18 protein-coding genes and 1 riboswitch are annotated in these 15489 nt (G+C 44.3%); of the genes, 8 read left to right on the forward strand and 10 right to left on the reverse strand.

Translation table 11 applies throughout. The features are described 5' to 3' along the window. Positions 1–6: 6 nt before the first annotated feature. On the reverse strand, positions 7–237 hold the full coding sequence (locus J7E37_RS06625) for an excisionase family DNA-binding protein (protein WP_214780541.1): 231 nt from the start codon (positions 235–237) through the stop codon (positions 7–9). A 6-nt stretch (positions 238–243) separates the two neighbouring features. Then, on the reverse strand, positions 244–828 hold the full coding sequence (locus J7E37_RS06630) for a DUF1836 domain-containing protein (protein WP_215023131.1): 585 nt from the start codon (positions 826–828) through the stop codon (positions 244–246). A gap of 131 nt (positions 829–959) precedes the next feature. Between J7E37_RS06630 and trhA the strand changes: the two genes are divergently transcribed. After that, positions 960–1607: a PAQR family membrane homeostasis protein TrhA gene (trhA, locus tag J7E37_RS06635; protein WP_214780537.1), complete on the forward strand. Its 648-nt coding sequence runs from the start codon at positions 960–962 to the stop codon at positions 1605–1607. 214 nt (positions 1608–1821) lie between these two features. On the opposite strand, the gene J7E37_RS06640 is transcribed toward trhA, so the two are convergent. The 8 genes from J7E37_RS06640 to J7E37_RS06675 form a co-directional block, all read right to left on the reverse strand. Further along, on the reverse strand, positions 1822–2436 hold the full coding sequence (locus J7E37_RS06640; protein ID WP_214780535.1) for an exonuclease domain-containing protein: 615 nt from the start codon (positions 2434–2436) through the stop codon (positions 1822–1824). Positions 2437–2539: 103 nt separating this feature from the next. Continuing rightward, positions 2540–3043 (reverse strand): energy coupling factor transporter S component ThiW, encoded by a 504-nt coding sequence (gene thiW, locus J7E37_RS06645; RefSeq protein WP_214780533.1) that lies wholly within the window; start codon positions 3041–3043, stop codon positions 2540–2542. Beyond that, positions 3040–3696 carry a thiamine phosphate synthase gene (thiE, locus tag J7E37_RS06650; protein ID WP_215023133.1) on the reverse strand — a complete coding sequence of 219 codons (657 nt, stop codon included), beginning with the start codon at positions 3694–3696 and terminating at the stop codon, positions 3040–3042. The genes thiW and thiE overlap by 4 nt, the downstream gene beginning before the upstream one ends. Next, positions 3669–4511 (reverse strand): bifunctional hydroxymethylpyrimidine kinase/phosphomethylpyrimidine kinase, encoded by an 843-nt coding sequence (thiD, locus tag J7E37_RS06655; RefSeq protein WP_251009522.1) that lies wholly within the window; start codon positions 4509–4511, stop codon positions 3669–3671. The genes thiE and thiD overlap by 28 nt, the downstream gene beginning before the upstream one ends. A gap of 163 nt (positions 4512–4674) precedes the next feature. Then, on the reverse strand, positions 4675–5490 hold the full coding sequence (gene thiM, locus J7E37_RS06660; RefSeq protein ID WP_214780529.1) for a hydroxyethylthiazole kinase: 816 nt from the start codon (positions 5488–5490) through the stop codon (positions 4675–4677). Positions 5491–5505: 15 nt separating this feature from the next. Continuing rightward, a complete protein-coding gene (locus tag J7E37_RS06665) occupies positions 5506–6267 on the reverse strand; it encodes a 3-oxoacyl-ACP reductase (protein WP_214780527.1) in 762 nt (253 codons plus the stop codon). 73 nt (positions 6268–6340) lie between these two features. Further along, positions 6341–6451: riboswitch (TPP riboswitch) on the reverse strand. A 57-nt stretch (positions 6452–6508) separates the two neighbouring features. Continuing rightward, positions 6509–6664, reverse strand: coding sequence for a hypothetical protein (locus J7E37_RS06670; protein ID WP_214780525.1), 156 nt, complete (start codon positions 6662–6664; stop codon positions 6509–6511). Then, positions 6657–6794 carry a hypothetical protein gene (locus J7E37_RS06675; RefSeq protein WP_214780523.1) on the reverse strand — a complete coding sequence of 46 codons (138 nt, stop codon included), beginning with the start codon at positions 6792–6794 and terminating at the stop codon, positions 6657–6659. Before J7E37_RS06675 ends, J7E37_RS06670 begins: the two co-directional genes overlap by 8 nt. 125 nt (positions 6795–6919) lie before the next feature. Here J7E37_RS06675 and pepT point away from each other — a divergent pair, with 125 nt between their 5' ends. The 7 genes from pepT (at position 6920) to J7E37_RS06710 (ending at position 15198) form a co-directional block, all read left to right on the forward strand. Then, complete coding sequence (gene pepT / locus J7E37_RS06680; RefSeq protein ID WP_215023135.1) at positions 6920–8152, forward strand: peptidase T; 1233 nt, start codon at positions 6920–6922, stop codon at positions 8150–8152. 245 nt (positions 8153–8397) lie between these two features. Next, complete coding sequence (liaG, locus tag J7E37_RS06685) at positions 8398–9261, forward strand: LiaG family protein (RefSeq protein ID WP_215023138.1); 864 nt, start codon at positions 8398–8400, stop codon at positions 9259–9261. A gap of 408 nt (positions 9262–9669) precedes the next feature. Further along, complete coding sequence (locus J7E37_RS06690; RefSeq protein ID WP_215023140.1) at positions 9670–11403, forward strand: sensor histidine kinase; 1734 nt, start codon at positions 9670–9672, stop codon at positions 11401–11403. A gap of 3 nt (positions 11404–11406) precedes the next feature. Further along, complete coding sequence (locus J7E37_RS06695) at positions 11407–12138, forward strand: LytR/AlgR family response regulator transcription factor (protein ID WP_215023141.1); 732 nt, start codon at positions 11407–11409, stop codon at positions 12136–12138. A gap of 160 nt (positions 12139–12298) precedes the next feature. After that, entirely contained in the window at positions 12299–13750 is a 1452-nt protein-coding gene (locus tag J7E37_RS06700) for a carbon starvation CstA family protein (RefSeq protein ID WP_215023143.1), read from the forward strand. Positions 13751–13752: 2 nt separating this feature from the next. Beyond that, a complete protein-coding gene (locus tag J7E37_RS06705) occupies positions 13753–13908 on the forward strand; it encodes a hypothetical protein (RefSeq protein ID WP_214780511.1) in 156 nt (51 codons plus the stop codon). A gap of 351 nt (positions 13909–14259) precedes the next feature. Then, positions 14260–15198, forward strand: coding sequence for a ketopantoate reductase family protein (locus J7E37_RS06710; RefSeq protein WP_215023145.1), 939 nt, complete (start codon positions 14260–14262; stop codon positions 15196–15198). Positions 15199–15489: the final 291 nt, after the last annotated feature.

The following is a 15489-nucleotide window of genomic DNA, read 5'->3' on the forward strand; positions in this document are numbered from 1 at the left end:
GTTTTTTTAATCTTCATCTTTAATGTCGATATCCTCAGGCACCGGCTCATTCATTATTTCCTCTACAAGTTTTTTATATTTCTCAACCTGTTTCATATGCGTGTTGAATTGATCCTTGTAAATCAAATAATGCTCGCCATCATGAATAGCTCTGATTTTTCTTTGAAAAATCATGTTCTCCACCTGTTTTTCCGGAATTGATAAGTATTCCGCTGCTTCTTTTACTGTCAAATACACCCTGGTTCAGTCCTTTTCCTTTTTTTCGCCTGCAAGCCTGTCAACCAGCTTTTCCGCTGTTCTTCTGTAAGAATTGCTAATATTAATGAGAGATGCGATCAAAAGGATTGTTTCAAGCTCCTCTGGTTCATCTGCCCCAAGCCTCTCCACTTCCCGTTTCACTTCTTGCTCAGTTTTGTGAACATCCTCATTAAAAATCTCGATGTTTTTATTATGAAGATTCAAGAAACTTTGATAAAACTGGCCAAGTGGAATTTCCCCTGCTTCAGTCTTCTCGTTGATCCCTTTGAGAGTCTGCTTGATATCCTGAATGGATAAACCGCCCTTCAACTGATAAATCAGGCTGATCAGGATCAGGTGTTCTTTCGAATACTTTTTATTCTTAATAGGAAAGAACAGCTTTCCCTTAGCGTAATTATTGATCATTGTTTTCGTGAGGACCTTTTCATCCTCATTCCTTGTTGAACTGCCGAATTTTTTTTCAAACAGCTGGATTACCTGGTCCATGTACAGGTCGATTTCCGGGATCTCTTCCAGTGCGATATTATTTTCAAGTTTGAGCTCATCCAGCAGTTGTTCTAAATTATCCACGTTAAACTCCTCATGTTTTTATTTTATTATAATGCAAAAAATCGAGGTCGTAAACATTGACTACATATCATTATGCATATATTATTATAAGTAGTTATTAATACTACATAAAGTGATATGGAGGTTTAAAAATGAATACCTACATCCGCGAACCAATCAATGGCCTGACCCATTTGGCCGGTGCATTACTATCGTTTGCAGGACTGCTTGCACTCGTCATCAAAGCTTCGATTACTACCGGTTCTGCACTCGCGATTACTTCTGTTGCAATTTTTGGTATCAGCATGATCCTGCTGTATACGGCATCCGCTACCTATCATATGGTCATCAGCAAAGATAGCGTGATCGCCTTCCTTAGGAAAATTGACCATTCGATGATTTTTGTTCTGATTGCCGGCACCTATACGCCGTTTTGCCTGATCAGTCTCAATGGAGTGACAGGCTGGACATTATTCGGCATCATTACATTCGCTGCATTGTGCGGAATCCTTTTTAAGATGATTTGGTTCAAGAGTCCAAGATGGCTGTCGACCTCTATCTATATTGTCATGGGCTGGATGGTTATTTTCGTTGTGCCTCCCCTCTCCTCCGTCCTGAGTCCTGCTGGGATCTACTGGCTTGTAGCCGGGGGAATCATGTACACGATCGGCGGCGTCATTTATGCATTGAAGCCTGATTTCCTTCGTTCCAAGCACCTTGGATTCCATGAAATCTTCCATATCTTCATCATGCTCGGAAGCACTGCCCATTTCCTGAGCGTTTATCTATATGTCTTGTAAAAATACAAAAGGTGCCTGCAATCAGGCACCTTAACTATCGTAATGATTGTTGTTAAAATCCTAAAGCCGAATTTAACGTGATAATATCTATTTTGTATGTTGGTACAAGTTTGCAAGCTCTTTTCTCGTAATAAGCGTTAATTTTGTGAAGAAACTTAGGTAATGCAATCCTATTTTGCAGGCAATAGCAACAAAGTTCGAGAAAAGAGCCTTACTAATAGAACATCCTTCTTCTTTGCTTCTGGGCAGGCTGGTATTTGCGCATCGGGCCATAGTCCAGTACTTCTTTTAAATAATAATCGCCGTTTGGGTTTTGCTGCTTCAAGAGTTCCGTCAAATATGTAATATCATCCATCGCTCTGTGGGTCTGGAATTTCGAAATGTTATGCGCCTGCAATAACGTGAGCAGCTTGCTGTTCGGGAAGCCATGGTTCTTCCATTGGACATTCTTCATCGTGCAATACCATTTCATCTCATTGACTTCCGGATACATCCTGAATAAAAAGCTTCTGTCAAAGGAAGCATTATGGGCAAAAACCGCGTCAGTGCGGTTGAAGTATTCGATAACTTTCTCATCGTAAAATGTTTTTCCCCGCACCATATCATAATGGATCCCATGAATCCGGTAGGCCCTGTCATAGTTTCTTTGTGCCGTTGTCGACAGCGGCTCCCTTAAATAGGAATCTTCATCTAGAATATCGATAATTTCTCCTGATTCCTCGTCAAAGGAAAATAGCTTCACAGCCAATTCTATTATTTCATCTGAATCCGGTCCCAATCCAGTTGTCTCGACGTCCACTACCAATCCAAGCTTGTTCTCTTTGTTCAAAAATGTCACCCTTTTCAGCTGGTATATATGAATCTATTTATAATCATATAGCAGGACTTCTCCCTTTTCCAGCTAAAGGCAATAGGATGAAATCTTTTCCAGACTACAGCCTGTTGGACATCTCCAATCTAACTCCCGCATTCTTCATGAAGATCTTCAGAAGCACGAAGCCGATTGCAGCACCAGCAAACGAACTGGCCAAAAATGCCGGTACCATTCCAAACAACGCCGCTTCTTTGCCAAGGAACAATGCAGCAATCGGATAGCTCGCAATCGCTCCGATGATTCCGGTGCCAACTACTTCCCCCGCAAAAGCTAACTCCATTCTCTTCGTCTTTTTATACAAATAGGCAGCCAGAAGAGCTCCGATCATGCTTCCAGGAAAAGCGAAAACTGAACCGGTCCCCATAATATTCCTCAGCAAAGAAATGCCAAATGCCTGGGCAACAGCGTAATAGGGACCAAGCAGCACCGCTGACAAAACATTGATAAAGTGCTGCACAGGGAACACCTTGACGATTCCGAGCGGGATGAACAACATATGGCTGGTCAATGTACCAATCGCCATCATCAGGGCTGTTAGGGTAAGCTTTTGTGTGTATCTCATTTTTCACCTCCGTAAACTAATCTCTTAAGTGTGGCTGCTGCTTCCTGGACGTCTTCAGCTTGGCTGATCGCTGTGATTACCGAAACACCATCCGCTCCGGCATTCATTACTGCTCCTGCATTGTCCGCATTGATACCGCCGATTCCGACAATCGGGATGCCAGAGTCTTTTAACTGATCTAGCAATGCTGTTCCCTGGACTGCTCTTGTATCCTTCTTTGTTGCCGTCGGAAAAATTGGCCCAACTCCAAAATAATCTGCACCTGCAAGCTTTGCTTTTTCAGCCTCTTCCAGATTGTGTACAGAAACTCCAAGTATCTTATCGCCAATTTTTTCGCGAACCTGGGCAGCGTCCTCATCCTCTTGGCCAATATGAATACCATCCGCATCAAGCTCCAGGGCCAGTTCGATGTCATCGTTCACAATGAAGGGAATGCCGTTTTCCCTGCAAACTTTTTGGAGCCTCTTGCCTAGCCTTAGCTTTTCAAGATCACCGAGACACCCTTCCCCTTTTTCCCGATACTGAAAAATCGTGATCCCGCCGCGAATCGCGTCTTCAAGCACTCTGATGGGTTCTGCAAAACAATTCGTGCTGCCAGCGATAAAATAAAGCTTCAGCAAGCTTCTCAATTGTTCAGGACTGATTCTCGCCATGAGCTGACCCTGCTTTCCTTTTTCATATTGTAGGCCCAATGGTTAGTAGGTCCATGTCCATTCCCGATATGCAGCGGGTTGGCAATAGCAGCTTGGATGAACTCCTTCGCCACAGAAACCGCTTCATGCACCGAAGCTCCTGTCGCGAGCTGTGCCGTAATCGCTGCAGAAAAAGTACAGCCTGTACCATGGGTGTTCTTTGTCCCAATTCTTGGAGCGGAGAAGTGCGTAAATTCCATCCCGTCAAAAAGGACATCAACAGATTCATCCGTTGCCTCATCATGTCCCCCTTTTATAACAATATTTTTCGCTCCAAGCTTATAGATGCGTTTTGCTGCTTCCTTTTTGTCACCAATCGTCCTGATGGACATGCCTGTCAGCACCTCGGCCTCGGGAATGTTCGGAGTAATGATAAGACAGTGCGGAAGCAAATGTTTTTTGAGGGCGGAAACAGCTTGCTGTTGAAGCAATGAAGCTCCTCCCTTCGCGATCATGACCGGATCAATCACGAGCCTTTCCCAGCACAACTCCTTTATTTTTTCCGCGACCGCTTCGATGATTTCCGCGTTAAAAAGCATCCCGGTTTTCACGGCATCGGTCCCAATGTCCTCACCAACCGACTCGATTTGCCTTGCCACAGCCTCTGCCGTCAACGGATAAACTCCCTGCACGCCAAGAGTGTTTTGCGCTGTTACTGCTGTCAGCGCGGACATTCCGTATACACCCAGCTCCTGGAACGTTTTCAGGTCTGCCTGTATTCCGGCTCCGCCGCCGCTGTCCGAGCCTGCGATTGTCAGTGCTTTTTTCATAATCATTACCTCCTTTTATTAGGCTCTTTTCTCAAACTTTGTTGCTATTGATCGCAAAATAGGATTGAATGAACCATGTTTCTTTGCAAAATTGACTCTAATAATGAGAAAAGAGCATGCAAACTTAATATCGACCTACTAATCAGCTTTATATTACATACAACAATTTTTATGAAAACAGCCTTTTATTAAAAGAACTTTTATGGTAGATTTCTTCAGCATCCAAATGGTACAGCTGATTCAGGAATTCCACTTGAAAACTTCCCGGTCCATGCATGGCGCTTTTGTCAGCGGCAACTTCGGCTGCTACTCCATAAATGATCACTGCAACAGTTGCTGCTTTCAGAAAATCCTTTTCAACTGCTGTGAATGCCCCAATCACTGAAGTCAGCAGGCATCCGGTACCCGTTACCTTCGTAAGGATTGGGTGCCCATTACTGACTGCAAACGTAGATTTCCCGTCAGTAATAACGTCTTCTTTCCCTGTCAGCGCTACAATCGTGTTCAATTTTTGTGCTGCGGATTCAGCCAGCTCGATTACATCCCCATCTGAATCTCCTGCATCAACGCCATGAATGCTCCAGGTTTCACCGGCTACATTCGCTATTTCCGCAGCATTTCCCCTGATAATCGAAATCTCTAATTCTTCCATCAGCCTTCTTGCGGTTTCTGTACGATAAGCAGTCGCCCCGGCGCCAACCGGATCAAGAATGACCGGAACTCCCTGTTCATTTGCCGCTTTGCCGGCAATCAGCATCGACTGTACAACTTCCGGCCGCAACGTTCCGATATTCAGCACAAGGCTTCCCGCAATGCCTGCCATTTCAGCGACTTCCTCATGCGCATAAGCCATCACAGGGGATGCCCCAAGAGCCAGCAGTCCATTTGCGGTAAAATTGGTGACCACAACATTGGTAATATTATGGACAAGCGGATTCTCCCTCCTGACTTTTTCAAGCAAGCCAGCAATCTCTCTTTTTTCCATGTCTATTCCTCCTCCTTAATCCATCACAAGGCCGCCATCAACGACCAGATTCTGCCCGGTAACCGCGCGCCCCCATGGAGATGCAAAGAACATGATCGCATCTGCCACTTCTGCCGGTTCGGTTACTTTTCGAAGCGGTGTGGATGATTGGATGAGCTGGAACACTTCCTCCGAAGTAGCAGAGCTTGCGTCGGTCATTTTTAGCAGTCCTCCAGAAACCATATTGACCGTAATGCCATACTTTCCAAGGTCATTCGCCATATTCCTCGTAAATCCCAATAAAGCAGCCTTGCTTGTTGTGTAGTCATGATAGGCGACAACCGGGTTCTGGAACAGATTCGTGCCTATATTGACGATTCTGCCAAAATTCATTTCTTTCATGTCCGGAAGCCCAGCCTGGGTGGTATTCAATGCACCTCGAACAGCTCCTTCAAGCTGTTGGTGAAAATCCTCCCATCCAACAGAGAACGCATCCTTGTTCGCCACAGGGTCGAATTTGAAATTGACAAGCGCATTATTCACGATGGTCGTTATCGGTGCTCCGAAATGCTCTTTTGCCTGCCTGAACATGCTTTGGACCTGCGCTGGATCCCTTATATCCGCACTGACAGCAAGTGCCTTCTCACCAATCAGTTCTTCCAAATTCTTAGCCTTTTCTTCATTCTGAAAATAGTTGATGATGACCTTCGCGCCTTCTCTTGCAAAAGCCTTGACCGTTTCAGTCCCCAATCCACGGCTCCCGCCAGTCACTAAAACCACTTGATCTTTCAGTTCCATTGAAAACACCTCCTTGGAAAAATAAAAAAGCCAGATCCATAAAATGGACCTGGCTTAAAAGCAAAGCAAGAAAAATTCTCTCACACCACTTTCCTACGCTGGTATTACCCAGATCAGGTCCGAAGGGTTAAAAGACTCAGCGTCTTTCTCTCAGCCCGCAAGCAGGGCACCCCTAGTAGTACATCGAATATTCAATTATCTTTATCCTAGCCTTAACTCTTATATATGTAAAGTGAAAAGTTCATCCTCTGTTTTTTTGAAGTTCTTCCTTGATCTCTTCCAGAAGCTTGAGTTGCTGGTCCTGCCCATCTATTATTCTTGCCGCCAATTTTTGCAATGTGATCGTGATAGACCAGAGAGACACAATCAGGACAATGATGACGCCGATATCAATCATCTTTCTTTTTTCCCTCGGCAAGATCATCAAAAGGAGTATAATTATTGCTTGGCAGTTTCCCGGAAGTGATGATTCTGTAAATCGAAAAAAACACAACAAACAATACAATAGCCGTGAACACATAACCCATATTCCCCAGCCTCCTTTTCTATATATTATACATGCAAAAAATGGAATTTTCACTCTTTTTCAAATGGTGTTACAGACAATCTGTGCTAATATGAAAATATACATACGAATGGGAGTTGAAAGCAAATGAAAAACGAGATTATCGAAAGATTTACCTCTTATGTAAAAGTAGATACTCAATCAAATGAAAACAGTGAAACCACCCCTTCGACGGAAGGCCAGTTCACTCTTGCCAATATGCTCGTCGAGGAGTTGAAATCCATCGGCATGGAAGAAGTGACGATTGACGGCAATGGTTATGTGATGGCCACCCTTCCTGCCAATACAGATAAAGAAGTGCCAACGATCGGCTTCCTTGCCCATGTCGATACGGCAACTGATTTTACCGGCAAAAATGTCAATCCGCAGATTGTTGAAAACTTCGATGGCAACCAGATCATCCTGAACGAGGAACAGAATATCATCCTGTCACCTGCGGATTTTCCGGAGCTCCCTAAATATAAAGGACATACTCTCATTACTACTGACGGAACCACGCTGCTTGGAGCCGACAATAAAGCCGGTATCGCCGAAATCATGACAGCAATGGCTTATTTGATCAAGCACCCGGAAATCAAGCATGGCAGGCTTCGTATCGCCTTCACGCCAGATGAAGAAATCGGCCGAGGACCTCATAAGTTCGATGTCGAGGCCTTCAATGCAAAATTCGCCTATACCGTCGATGGCGGTCCGCTTGGCGAACTGGAGTATGAAAGCTTTAATGCAGCCAGCGCCAAGGTGACATTCAAAGGCAAGAACGTCCACCCAGGAACGGCAAAAGGAAAAATGGTGAACTCCGCAAAAATTGCGATGGAATTCAACAGCCAGCTTCCGGCAGAAGAAGCGCCAGAGCATACGGAAGGATATGAAGGCTTCTTCCATCTAAGCTCGATCAACGGTGATGTGGAAGAAACAACGCTTCACTATATCATCCGTGATTTTGACCGTGACAGCTTTCAGGCACGCAAGGACTTGGTGCAGAAAATCACCAATCATTTAAGGCTGACTTATGGTGAAACCCGGGTTGAACTTGAAATGAACGATCAGTATTATAATATGAAGGATAAAATCGAGCCGGTGAAGGAAATCGTTGATATCGCCTATGAAGCAATGGAAAATCTCGGCATCAAGCCGATCGTCAAACCGATCCGCGGCGGCACAGACGGTTCCCAGCTTAGCTATATGGGATTGCCGACACCGAATATTTTTACAGGCGGAGAGAATTTCCACGGAAGGTTCGAATATATCTCGGTTGATAACATGATTAAATCAGTTGAAACAATTGTAGAAATAGCTAAACTTTTCGAAGCAAAGGCCTAACTAACACCCAACCAGAAGCCAGATTCCCAAGCCGTACGGAATCTGGCTTCTTTTTTTGGGCTCTTTTCGCAAACTTTGTTGCTTCCTCAACCTAATAAAGTCTTTTCGAAAGGAGCCACATTTGAGCGACCTAACCCAAAATCCGCCTCAGGTCTTATCGAGATTTAAATCGGAGGTGCATTGGGATTAAGCTCGATTCCCCTTATTCTGGATATAGAATGAAACGTGAAAGGAGATTGTAAAAAATGAAACGGATTTTAGTTATTTTCCTGCTGATTACCGGGGCATATATTGGTTGGAATTATTTGTTCGATGGCAGCGGAGTAAACTTTGCACAGGCGGAAGACGCGGTGAAGGTGACCAATCAAACGAAAAACATCAGTATTGATATTTCAAGCGTCGAGACAATGATTGTGCCAGAAGACCGGGATGATGTCCGCGCCGAGCTTAAGGGCAAAGGAACAGTAAAAGTTGCTGGACATGGTGATGATATCGAGGTTACTGTTAAACGCAAAGGATTCTTCTGGTTCAACTGGTTTGAAATGGATCAGACTACTTTGACAGTTTATATTCCCGAAGACTATGAAAAGAATATGGCAATCGAGCTTGGCTCAGGCGAAGCAATATTCAAAGGACATTCCGCTGATTCTCCAATGATACTGAAGGAACTTACGGTTGATATCGGATCAGGAAGAATGGTACTGGAAAACCTGGATGTTGAAACATTCAAACACCAAAGCTCATCAGGCGAAGTGGAAATCAACTCATTAGCTGCTGGCTCTGGTTCATTTGAAGTCAGTTCCGGCAGTGTCAATGTCAAAAACTACTCTGGCAAGCTTGATGCTGATATTTCCTCTGGTGAGTTCGAAATCCAGATGGATGCTTTGAGAGATGACGTTAACTTAAATGTAAGTTCAGGCAATATCGAGCTGGATCTGCCAGATGATGCTGACTTTACATTGAACGGGAAAGCCAGCAGCGGCGACATATCAAGTGATTTCCCGCTTGAAAACAAAGAAGAATCCGATAACCGCCTTCGCGGCAAATACGGAAGCGGCAAATACGAAATTAACGCCGATGTATCAAGCGGCGATATTAATATAAATTAGGATTTCCAAGTGGCGGCGAACTGGAAAAGACCAAGCGCAATCTCCAGTTCGCCAATAAGTCAGCAGCCCGCGTATTTGAATCCAGCAATTGAACTGGAAAAAATCCATTGAAATTTCCATTTCGCTATAAAAATTAAAAAATCGCTATAAAAACGAGAAAGTCGCTATAAAAATCAAATTTCCGCTATATAAATTAGAAAGTCGCTATAAAAAGGATATTCTCTCTATAAAAAAGGAAATTCCCCTATAATCCACCATAATTGCACAAGCAAAATTTCATTTCCCCCCTGGACAAAGCCTGGCAGCTGCACGCCAGGCTTATTTTTATTTAAAATTCGGACAGTGTATCTTTGTTTTTCCTAAGCATTCATTTAAAATAAGTGCAAATACTTCCTGAGGAGTACGGTTATGTTCGAATTACTCATTACGATGCTGGAACGGCTTGGCATCATTGTGACGATTGCCTTCATTTTAACGAGATTCCGCTTCTTCCGGGGGTTGATTTACCATGATTCCCTGAACAGGCGACAGCAATATCTCGCCATACTATTTTTTGGTTTTTTCGGGATTATCGGCACATATTCCGGCATGAGTTTCTCAACGGATAATCTGCAGTTCAACCCCTGGGCTGCTGACCTGGCATCGGATGAAGCCATTGCCAATTCCCGGGTCATCGGAATCGTGATTGCCGGTTTGCTGGGCGGCTACAAGGTCGGTATTGGGGCAGGCCTAATCGCGGGTCTCCATCGTTTCACGCTCGGAGGCTTCACCGCTCTTGCCTGCGGACTCGCAGCAATCGTCGCCGGAATTATCGCCGGCCGTTTTCAAAAGAAGAAAAATAATGTCAATCTGAGGACCGCCTTCCTGGTCGGGGCGATTGCCGAAACGGTGCAAATGCTGATTATCCTTTTGATTGCCAAGCCTTATGACCAAGCGCAAACACTCGTTGAAATTATCGGGGTTCCAATGATTATTGCAAATGGACTTGGATCTGCTTTATTTTTGATGGTTATCAAGAATGTTGTTTCTGAAGAAGAAAAAACTGGGGCGATGCTTGCGCAAAAAACACTGCGGATTGCCGACCAGACGGTTGCTTACCTGCGCAAGGGCATCAATTCAGAATCAGCACGGGCTGTCTGCCAGATTTTACACACCGAAGTACAGACTAGCGCAGTCGCAATCACAAACCAATCTGAAATCCTGGCACATGTCGGGCTTGCTGATGACCATCATCGCTCAACAAGTCCTATCCAGACTCAGATTACGAGGGATGTACTGAAAAGTGGCAAACTTGTCGTCGCCAATGATGAAACGATTCACTGCCGCGAGCTAAGCTGCCCGCTTGGCGCAGCCGTGATCGCTCCGTTGAAACTGCGTGATGAGACGATTGGCACACTCAAGTTTTATTTTAAATCGGAAAAGGAAATCACCAATGTCGTCATTGAGTTGATATCCGGACTCAGCAATCTGCTTAGCAACCAGCTTGAAATCGCCGAAGCTGAAAAAGCCTATCAGCTTGCCAAGGAAGCTGAAGTAAAGGCCCTGCAGGCACAAATCAGCCCTCATTTCCTTTTCAATACATTGAATGTCATTACCTCGCTGATCAGGATTGACCCATCAAAAGCAAGGAAGCTGTTAGTGTCTCTTTCCCATTTCCTGCGTCAGAACCTGACAGCGACGACGGTGCCATTGACAACTCTTGAGCAGGAATTAGCCCATGTGAAAGCCTATTTAGCAATTGAAGAGGCCAGATTTGTAGAAAAACTAATGGTTACCTATGATATTGATGATGACGCTTTGCTTGTAAAAATCCCGCCGCTCACTCTTCAGCCAATTGTAGAGAACGCCGTAAAACACGGGATCAAGAATATGGATCATGACTGCCAAATTCTTATAGAGATCCATAAAGTCGATAAAAGCACTTTAGTAACGGTGAAAGATAATGGACAGGGAATGAGCAAGGAACGGATCGACCTGTTGGGTAAACAAATAATTGATTCAGAAACAGGGAGCGGGATTGCACTTTTCAATGTAAATAGAAGACTAACGATGAATTTTGGGGAATCAGCGTCACTGCGGATTGATAGTGAGCCAGGAAAAGGGACAAAGATTTCTTTTATGATTTCCCAAGCGGAGGAATGACAGATGGACAAGATGATACGTACATTAATCGTTGATGATGAATTATACAGCAGGGATGAGCTGAAGCATTTATTGCAGTCCTTCCCTTCCATCCAGGTTGTCGGGGAAGCTGAATCCGGTGAAGCTGCAGTCATGAAGGCCTTACAGCTGCATCCTGATGTTGTCTTCCTTGATGTTGAAATGCCGAAAATGAATGGGATGGAAGCAGCAAAAGCGCTGATGGAACTTAAAAAAACACCGCTGATTGTGTTCGCAACTGCCTATCCGCAATTTGCTGCCGAGGCTTTCAGATACGAAGCAGTTGATTACCTGCTAAAACCCTATGACGAGAATCAGCTGAAGGAAACGATCCTAAGAATTGAAAAGCATTTCCTGATGCCTGCCGAGCAAGAGTCGGGCAAGCAGACTGGAAAGCTCGCCGTCGAAGGTGATGGCGAAATCTTTTATCTCGATCCAAATGACATCCTGTACATATCGAGAGAAGAAAAGTATTCAAAAATTGTTACAAAAACAAGGGAATATGAAACCAAAATTCCTTTAAAGGACCTTGAAGCCAGATTGACAGCGTATTCTTTTTTCCGCATTCATAAAAGCTATATTGTGAATCTGGATTATGTTATCCGCCTTACCCCCTGGTTCAATGGAGCCTATCAACTGGAAATCGCTGGCCGGGATGAAATGCTGTCAGTCAGCCGGAATTATGTAAAATCGCTCAGAATCCAACTAGAATTATAAATTATTTAAAGCATCTTAAGGATGCTTTTTTGCATTTCAATCGACAAATTTTGCACTTCAAGCTCACTTTTCTGCATCTTGTTCACAAAACAGCCATAATTCCACCTTCTCTATTATACTTAATGAAAACGCATACAATTCAAATTCGAGGAGGTTTCATATGTATACCTTTCTAGCTGGTATCGCACTTTTAATAATTGGTTATTTTACGTATGGCAAATTTGTAGAGAAGGTATTCGGAGTGAACGAAGGCCGTTATACTCCGGCTTATACCCATAAAGATGACGTTGACTATGTGCCAATGTCTACAGCGAAGAACTCTTTGATCCAACTCCTTAATATCGCTGGTGTAGGTCCTATTTTCGGGCCGATCATGGGAGCGCTCTACGGACCGGTTGCTTTCCTTTGGATCGTTCTTGGCGCAATTTTCGCTGGTGCTGTCCATGATTACTTAACAGGTATGATTTCTATCCGTAACCGAGGCGCACACCTTCCTGAACTTGCAGGAAAATTCCTCGGAAAAGTCATGAAGCACGTGGTTAATGCATTCGCGATTCTTCTTTTACTTCTAGTTGGAACCGTTTTCGTCACAGCTCCAGCTGGCCTGCTGCATAATCTGATGGATGGAAAAGTAACGATGGGCCTGATTATCGGGGCAATCTTTATTTACTACATTTTGGCGACGCTTCTTCCTGTTGATAAAATCATCGGCCGTTTCTACCCGATCTTCGGCGCATTGCTGTTGATCAGTGCAGTCGGAGTTGGCGCAATGCTTGTCATCACTGGAGCACCGATTCCTGAATTATCTTTAACGAATTTCCATCCTGGTAATGCAGCGATCTTCCCGCTATTGTTCTTAACGATTTCTTGCGGAGCGCTATCAGGTTTCCATGCAACACAAACACCGATCATTTCTCGTACAACGCAAAATGAAAAGAATGGCCGCAAGATTTTCTACGGCATGATGATCGCTGAAGGTGTCATCGCGATGATCTGGGCAGCAGCTGCGATGAGCCTGTTCGATGGCTATAACGGCTTGAACGACATGCTGGCTAACGGCGGACCTGCAGCTATCGTAAGTGAAGCTTCAACATTGATGCTTGGAGCAATCGGCGGAACGCTTGCTGTACTTGGTGTAATTGTACTGCCAATCACTTCTGGTGATACGGCTTTCCGCAGCGCGCGTATGATTATTGCTGACTACTTCAATTTTTCACAGAAGAAAATTGCCAGCCGTCTTTGGATTGCTGTTCCGTTGTTCGTTATCTCTTTCGCACTGACAAAGGTGGATTTCACACTTCTTTGGAGATACTTCTCCTGGGCTAACCAGTCAACAGCTGTCATCGCGCTTTGGGTTGGTGCCATGTACCTGTTCATTGCCAAGAAGAATTACTGGATCGCCGTGATTCCTGGAATGTTCATGACAGCAGCTACGACTTCCTATATCCTTAATGCCCAAATTGGATTCGGCCAGTCTCTGACAGTATCCAATATCGGCGCATTAATTATAACAGCTGTCATCACGGTTATTTTCTTCAACGCTGCTAAGAAGGCGCGGGCTAAAAACATTCCGCTTGAAGAGGATATTTCCAAGTATAACAAGGTGGCGTAACGATGAGCGGATGCTGCAGCCCCGAATATCGCAAATCAGTCAACGAGAAAGAAAATCAGGTTAATGACAAAGGGAAAGAGCAGCTTCCCCTTTTTGCAAAAATCATTTTTGTCCTTATTACAGCAGGCGGGCTGCTAGCAGCCTTCCTTGCATATTAATAGAAAAGCTCCAGCGCCTTGTCCAGACCTGGCTAGGCGCTGGAGCTGGACAATTCTCGAAGTTGAACCAAATAAAGCTTTTTGATAATTTTAGGCTGTTTTCGTAAAGTTTGTTGTTAAAATCTTAAAGCCGATTTTAACGTGATGTAAAGTCATTTTTGTATGTCGGTACTAAGTTTGCAAGCTCTTTTCTCATAATAAGCGTTAATTTTGTAAAGAAACTTAGGTAATACAATCCTATTTTGTAGTCAATAGCAACAAAGTTTGAGAAAAGAGCCTAATTTTAAAACAACCATGGTGCACGCTTGATTCCAGGCGTGCCCTTTTACATCGTCAAGGAGGTTGAGGGAAATGAAGATATTGATCGTAGGAGCAGGTGCAATTGGCGGCTACTTTGGCGGACGCCTTTTGGAAAAAGGAGAAAATGTAACGTTTTTGGTGCGCCAAAAACGCCAGCAGCAGCTTCAATCAAATGGTTTGCTGGTGGAAAGCATTCACGGGAATATACATATTCCGGAACCAGCGACGGTTTTGGCAGGAGAAAATGTGGAACCATATGATGTTATTCTTGTCTCTACGAAGTCCTACCACTTGGAGGGCGCGATCGAGGACATCCGGCCGTATGTAGGAGATGAGACGATGGTTCTGCCATTATTGAACGGAATTGCCCATGTAGATGTGCTGAAAGAGGCATTCGGGGCTGAAAGAATAATTGGCGGCCTATGCTTTATTGAGACAACACTGGATCATGATGGTAAAATCGTTCAAACCAGCCCAATCCATGATTTCGTATTCGGTGAATGGAATGGCGAAAAAACGGAACGGATTTTACTGCTGGAAAAAGCATTCAGCGGAACGAAGGCAAGCTTCCGCCTTTCTGAAAAGATCCAGCAGGAAATGTGGCACAAGTACTTATTCATTACCTCCCTAAGCGGCATCACCTCCCTGTTCAGGTCACCAATCGGCCCTATTCGCGATCAAGAGCATGGCTGGAATACAATCGATAGACTGGTGCATGAAGCTGCGGCAATCATGGAGAGGATCGGCGCGAATCTTGCACAAGGCTCAATGGAAGCCACCCTAGGGAAAATGAATGAAATTGGCCATGGAATGAAATCCTCCCTGCAGCGTGATATGGAAAAATCACTCCCGACAGAAGCTGATCACCTCTTTGGCTATTTGCTGGAGAAGGCTCAGGAATTGGGTTTGGATGCCCCAATTTTATCTGCTGTTTATGCAAATATAAAAGTCTATGAAAGCCTGCTTGCTTCCGAAAAAAGTCTTCGATAATTTACAGTTTAAGAGTTTTTTCTTCTAGCGAAAAAAAGGTCTGAGCCTCTCGTAATACACGGGGGCTCAGGCCTTTTATTTCATAGCTCTGTTAAACACGGCTGTTGATTTTCGTTCCAGGCGCTTTGCTTTCCTTGGGAAGAATTATGAAAAAGCCCTACTGCCGGCTTTTTCAAAGAACAAATTCTTCCTTGGGAATAATTATGAAAAAGCCCTACTGCCGGCTTTTTCAAAGATCAAATTCTTCCTTGGGAATAATTATGAAAAAGCCCTACTGCCGGCTTTTTCAAA

This window comes from Bacillus sp. ISL-39 (genome assembly GCF_018613295.1).
Lineage (GTDB): Bacteria > Bacillota > Bacilli > Bacillales > Cytobacillaceae > Mesobacillus.

What these genes read in the sequence shown, in the direction of transcription:
- trhA (WP_214780537.1), top strand. Translation starts at nt 960, where the DNA reads ATGAATACCTACATCCGCGAACCAATCAATGGCCTGACCCATTTGGCC.
- thiW (WP_214780533.1), bottom strand. Translation starts at nt 3,043, where the DNA reads ATGAGATACACACAAAAGCTTACCCTAACAGCCCTGATGATGGCGATT.
- thiE (WP_215023133.1), bottom strand. Translation starts at nt 3,696, where the DNA reads ATGGCGAGAATCAGTCCTGAACAATTGAGAAGCTTGCTGAAGCTTTAT.
- thiD (WP_251009522.1), bottom strand. Translation starts at nt 4,511, where the DNA reads ATGATTATGAAAAAAGCACTGACAATCGCAGGCTCGGACAGCGGCGGC.
- thiM (WP_214780529.1), bottom strand. Translation starts at nt 5,490, where the DNA reads ATGGAAAAAAGAGAGATTGCTGGCTTGCTTGAAAAAGTCAGGAGGGAG.
- J7E37_RS06665 (WP_214780527.1), bottom strand. Translation starts at nt 6,267, where the DNA reads ATGGAACTGAAAGATCAAGTGGTTTTAGTGACTGGCGGGAGCCGTGGA.
- J7E37_RS06670 (WP_214780525.1), bottom strand. Translation starts at nt 6,664, where the DNA reads ATGATTGATATCGGCGTCATCATTGTCCTGATTGTGTCTCTCTGGTCT.
- J7E37_RS06675 (WP_214780523.1), bottom strand. Translation starts at nt 6,794, where the DNA reads ATGGGTTATGTGTTCACGGCTATTGTATTGTTTGTTGTGTTTTTTTCG.
- pepT (WP_215023135.1), top strand. Translation starts at nt 6,920, where the DNA reads ATGAAAAACGAGATTATCGAAAGATTTACCTCTTATGTAAAAGTAGAT.
- liaG (WP_215023138.1), top strand. Translation starts at nt 8,398, where the DNA reads ATGAAACGGATTTTAGTTATTTTCCTGCTGATTACCGGGGCATATATT.
- J7E37_RS06690 (WP_215023140.1), top strand. Translation starts at nt 9,670, where the DNA reads ATGTTCGAATTACTCATTACGATGCTGGAACGGCTTGGCATCATTGTG.
- J7E37_RS06695 (WP_215023141.1), top strand. Translation starts at nt 11,407, where the DNA reads ATGGACAAGATGATACGTACATTAATCGTTGATGATGAATTATACAGC.
- J7E37_RS06700 (WP_215023143.1), top strand. Translation starts at nt 12,299, where the DNA reads ATGTATACCTTTCTAGCTGGTATCGCACTTTTAATAATTGGTTATTTT.
- J7E37_RS06705 (WP_214780511.1), top strand. Translation starts at nt 13,753, where the DNA reads ATGAGCGGATGCTGCAGCCCCGAATATCGCAAATCAGTCAACGAGAAA.
- J7E37_RS06710 (WP_215023145.1), top strand. Translation starts at nt 14,260, where the DNA reads ATGAAGATATTGATCGTAGGAGCAGGTGCAATTGGCGGCTACTTTGGC.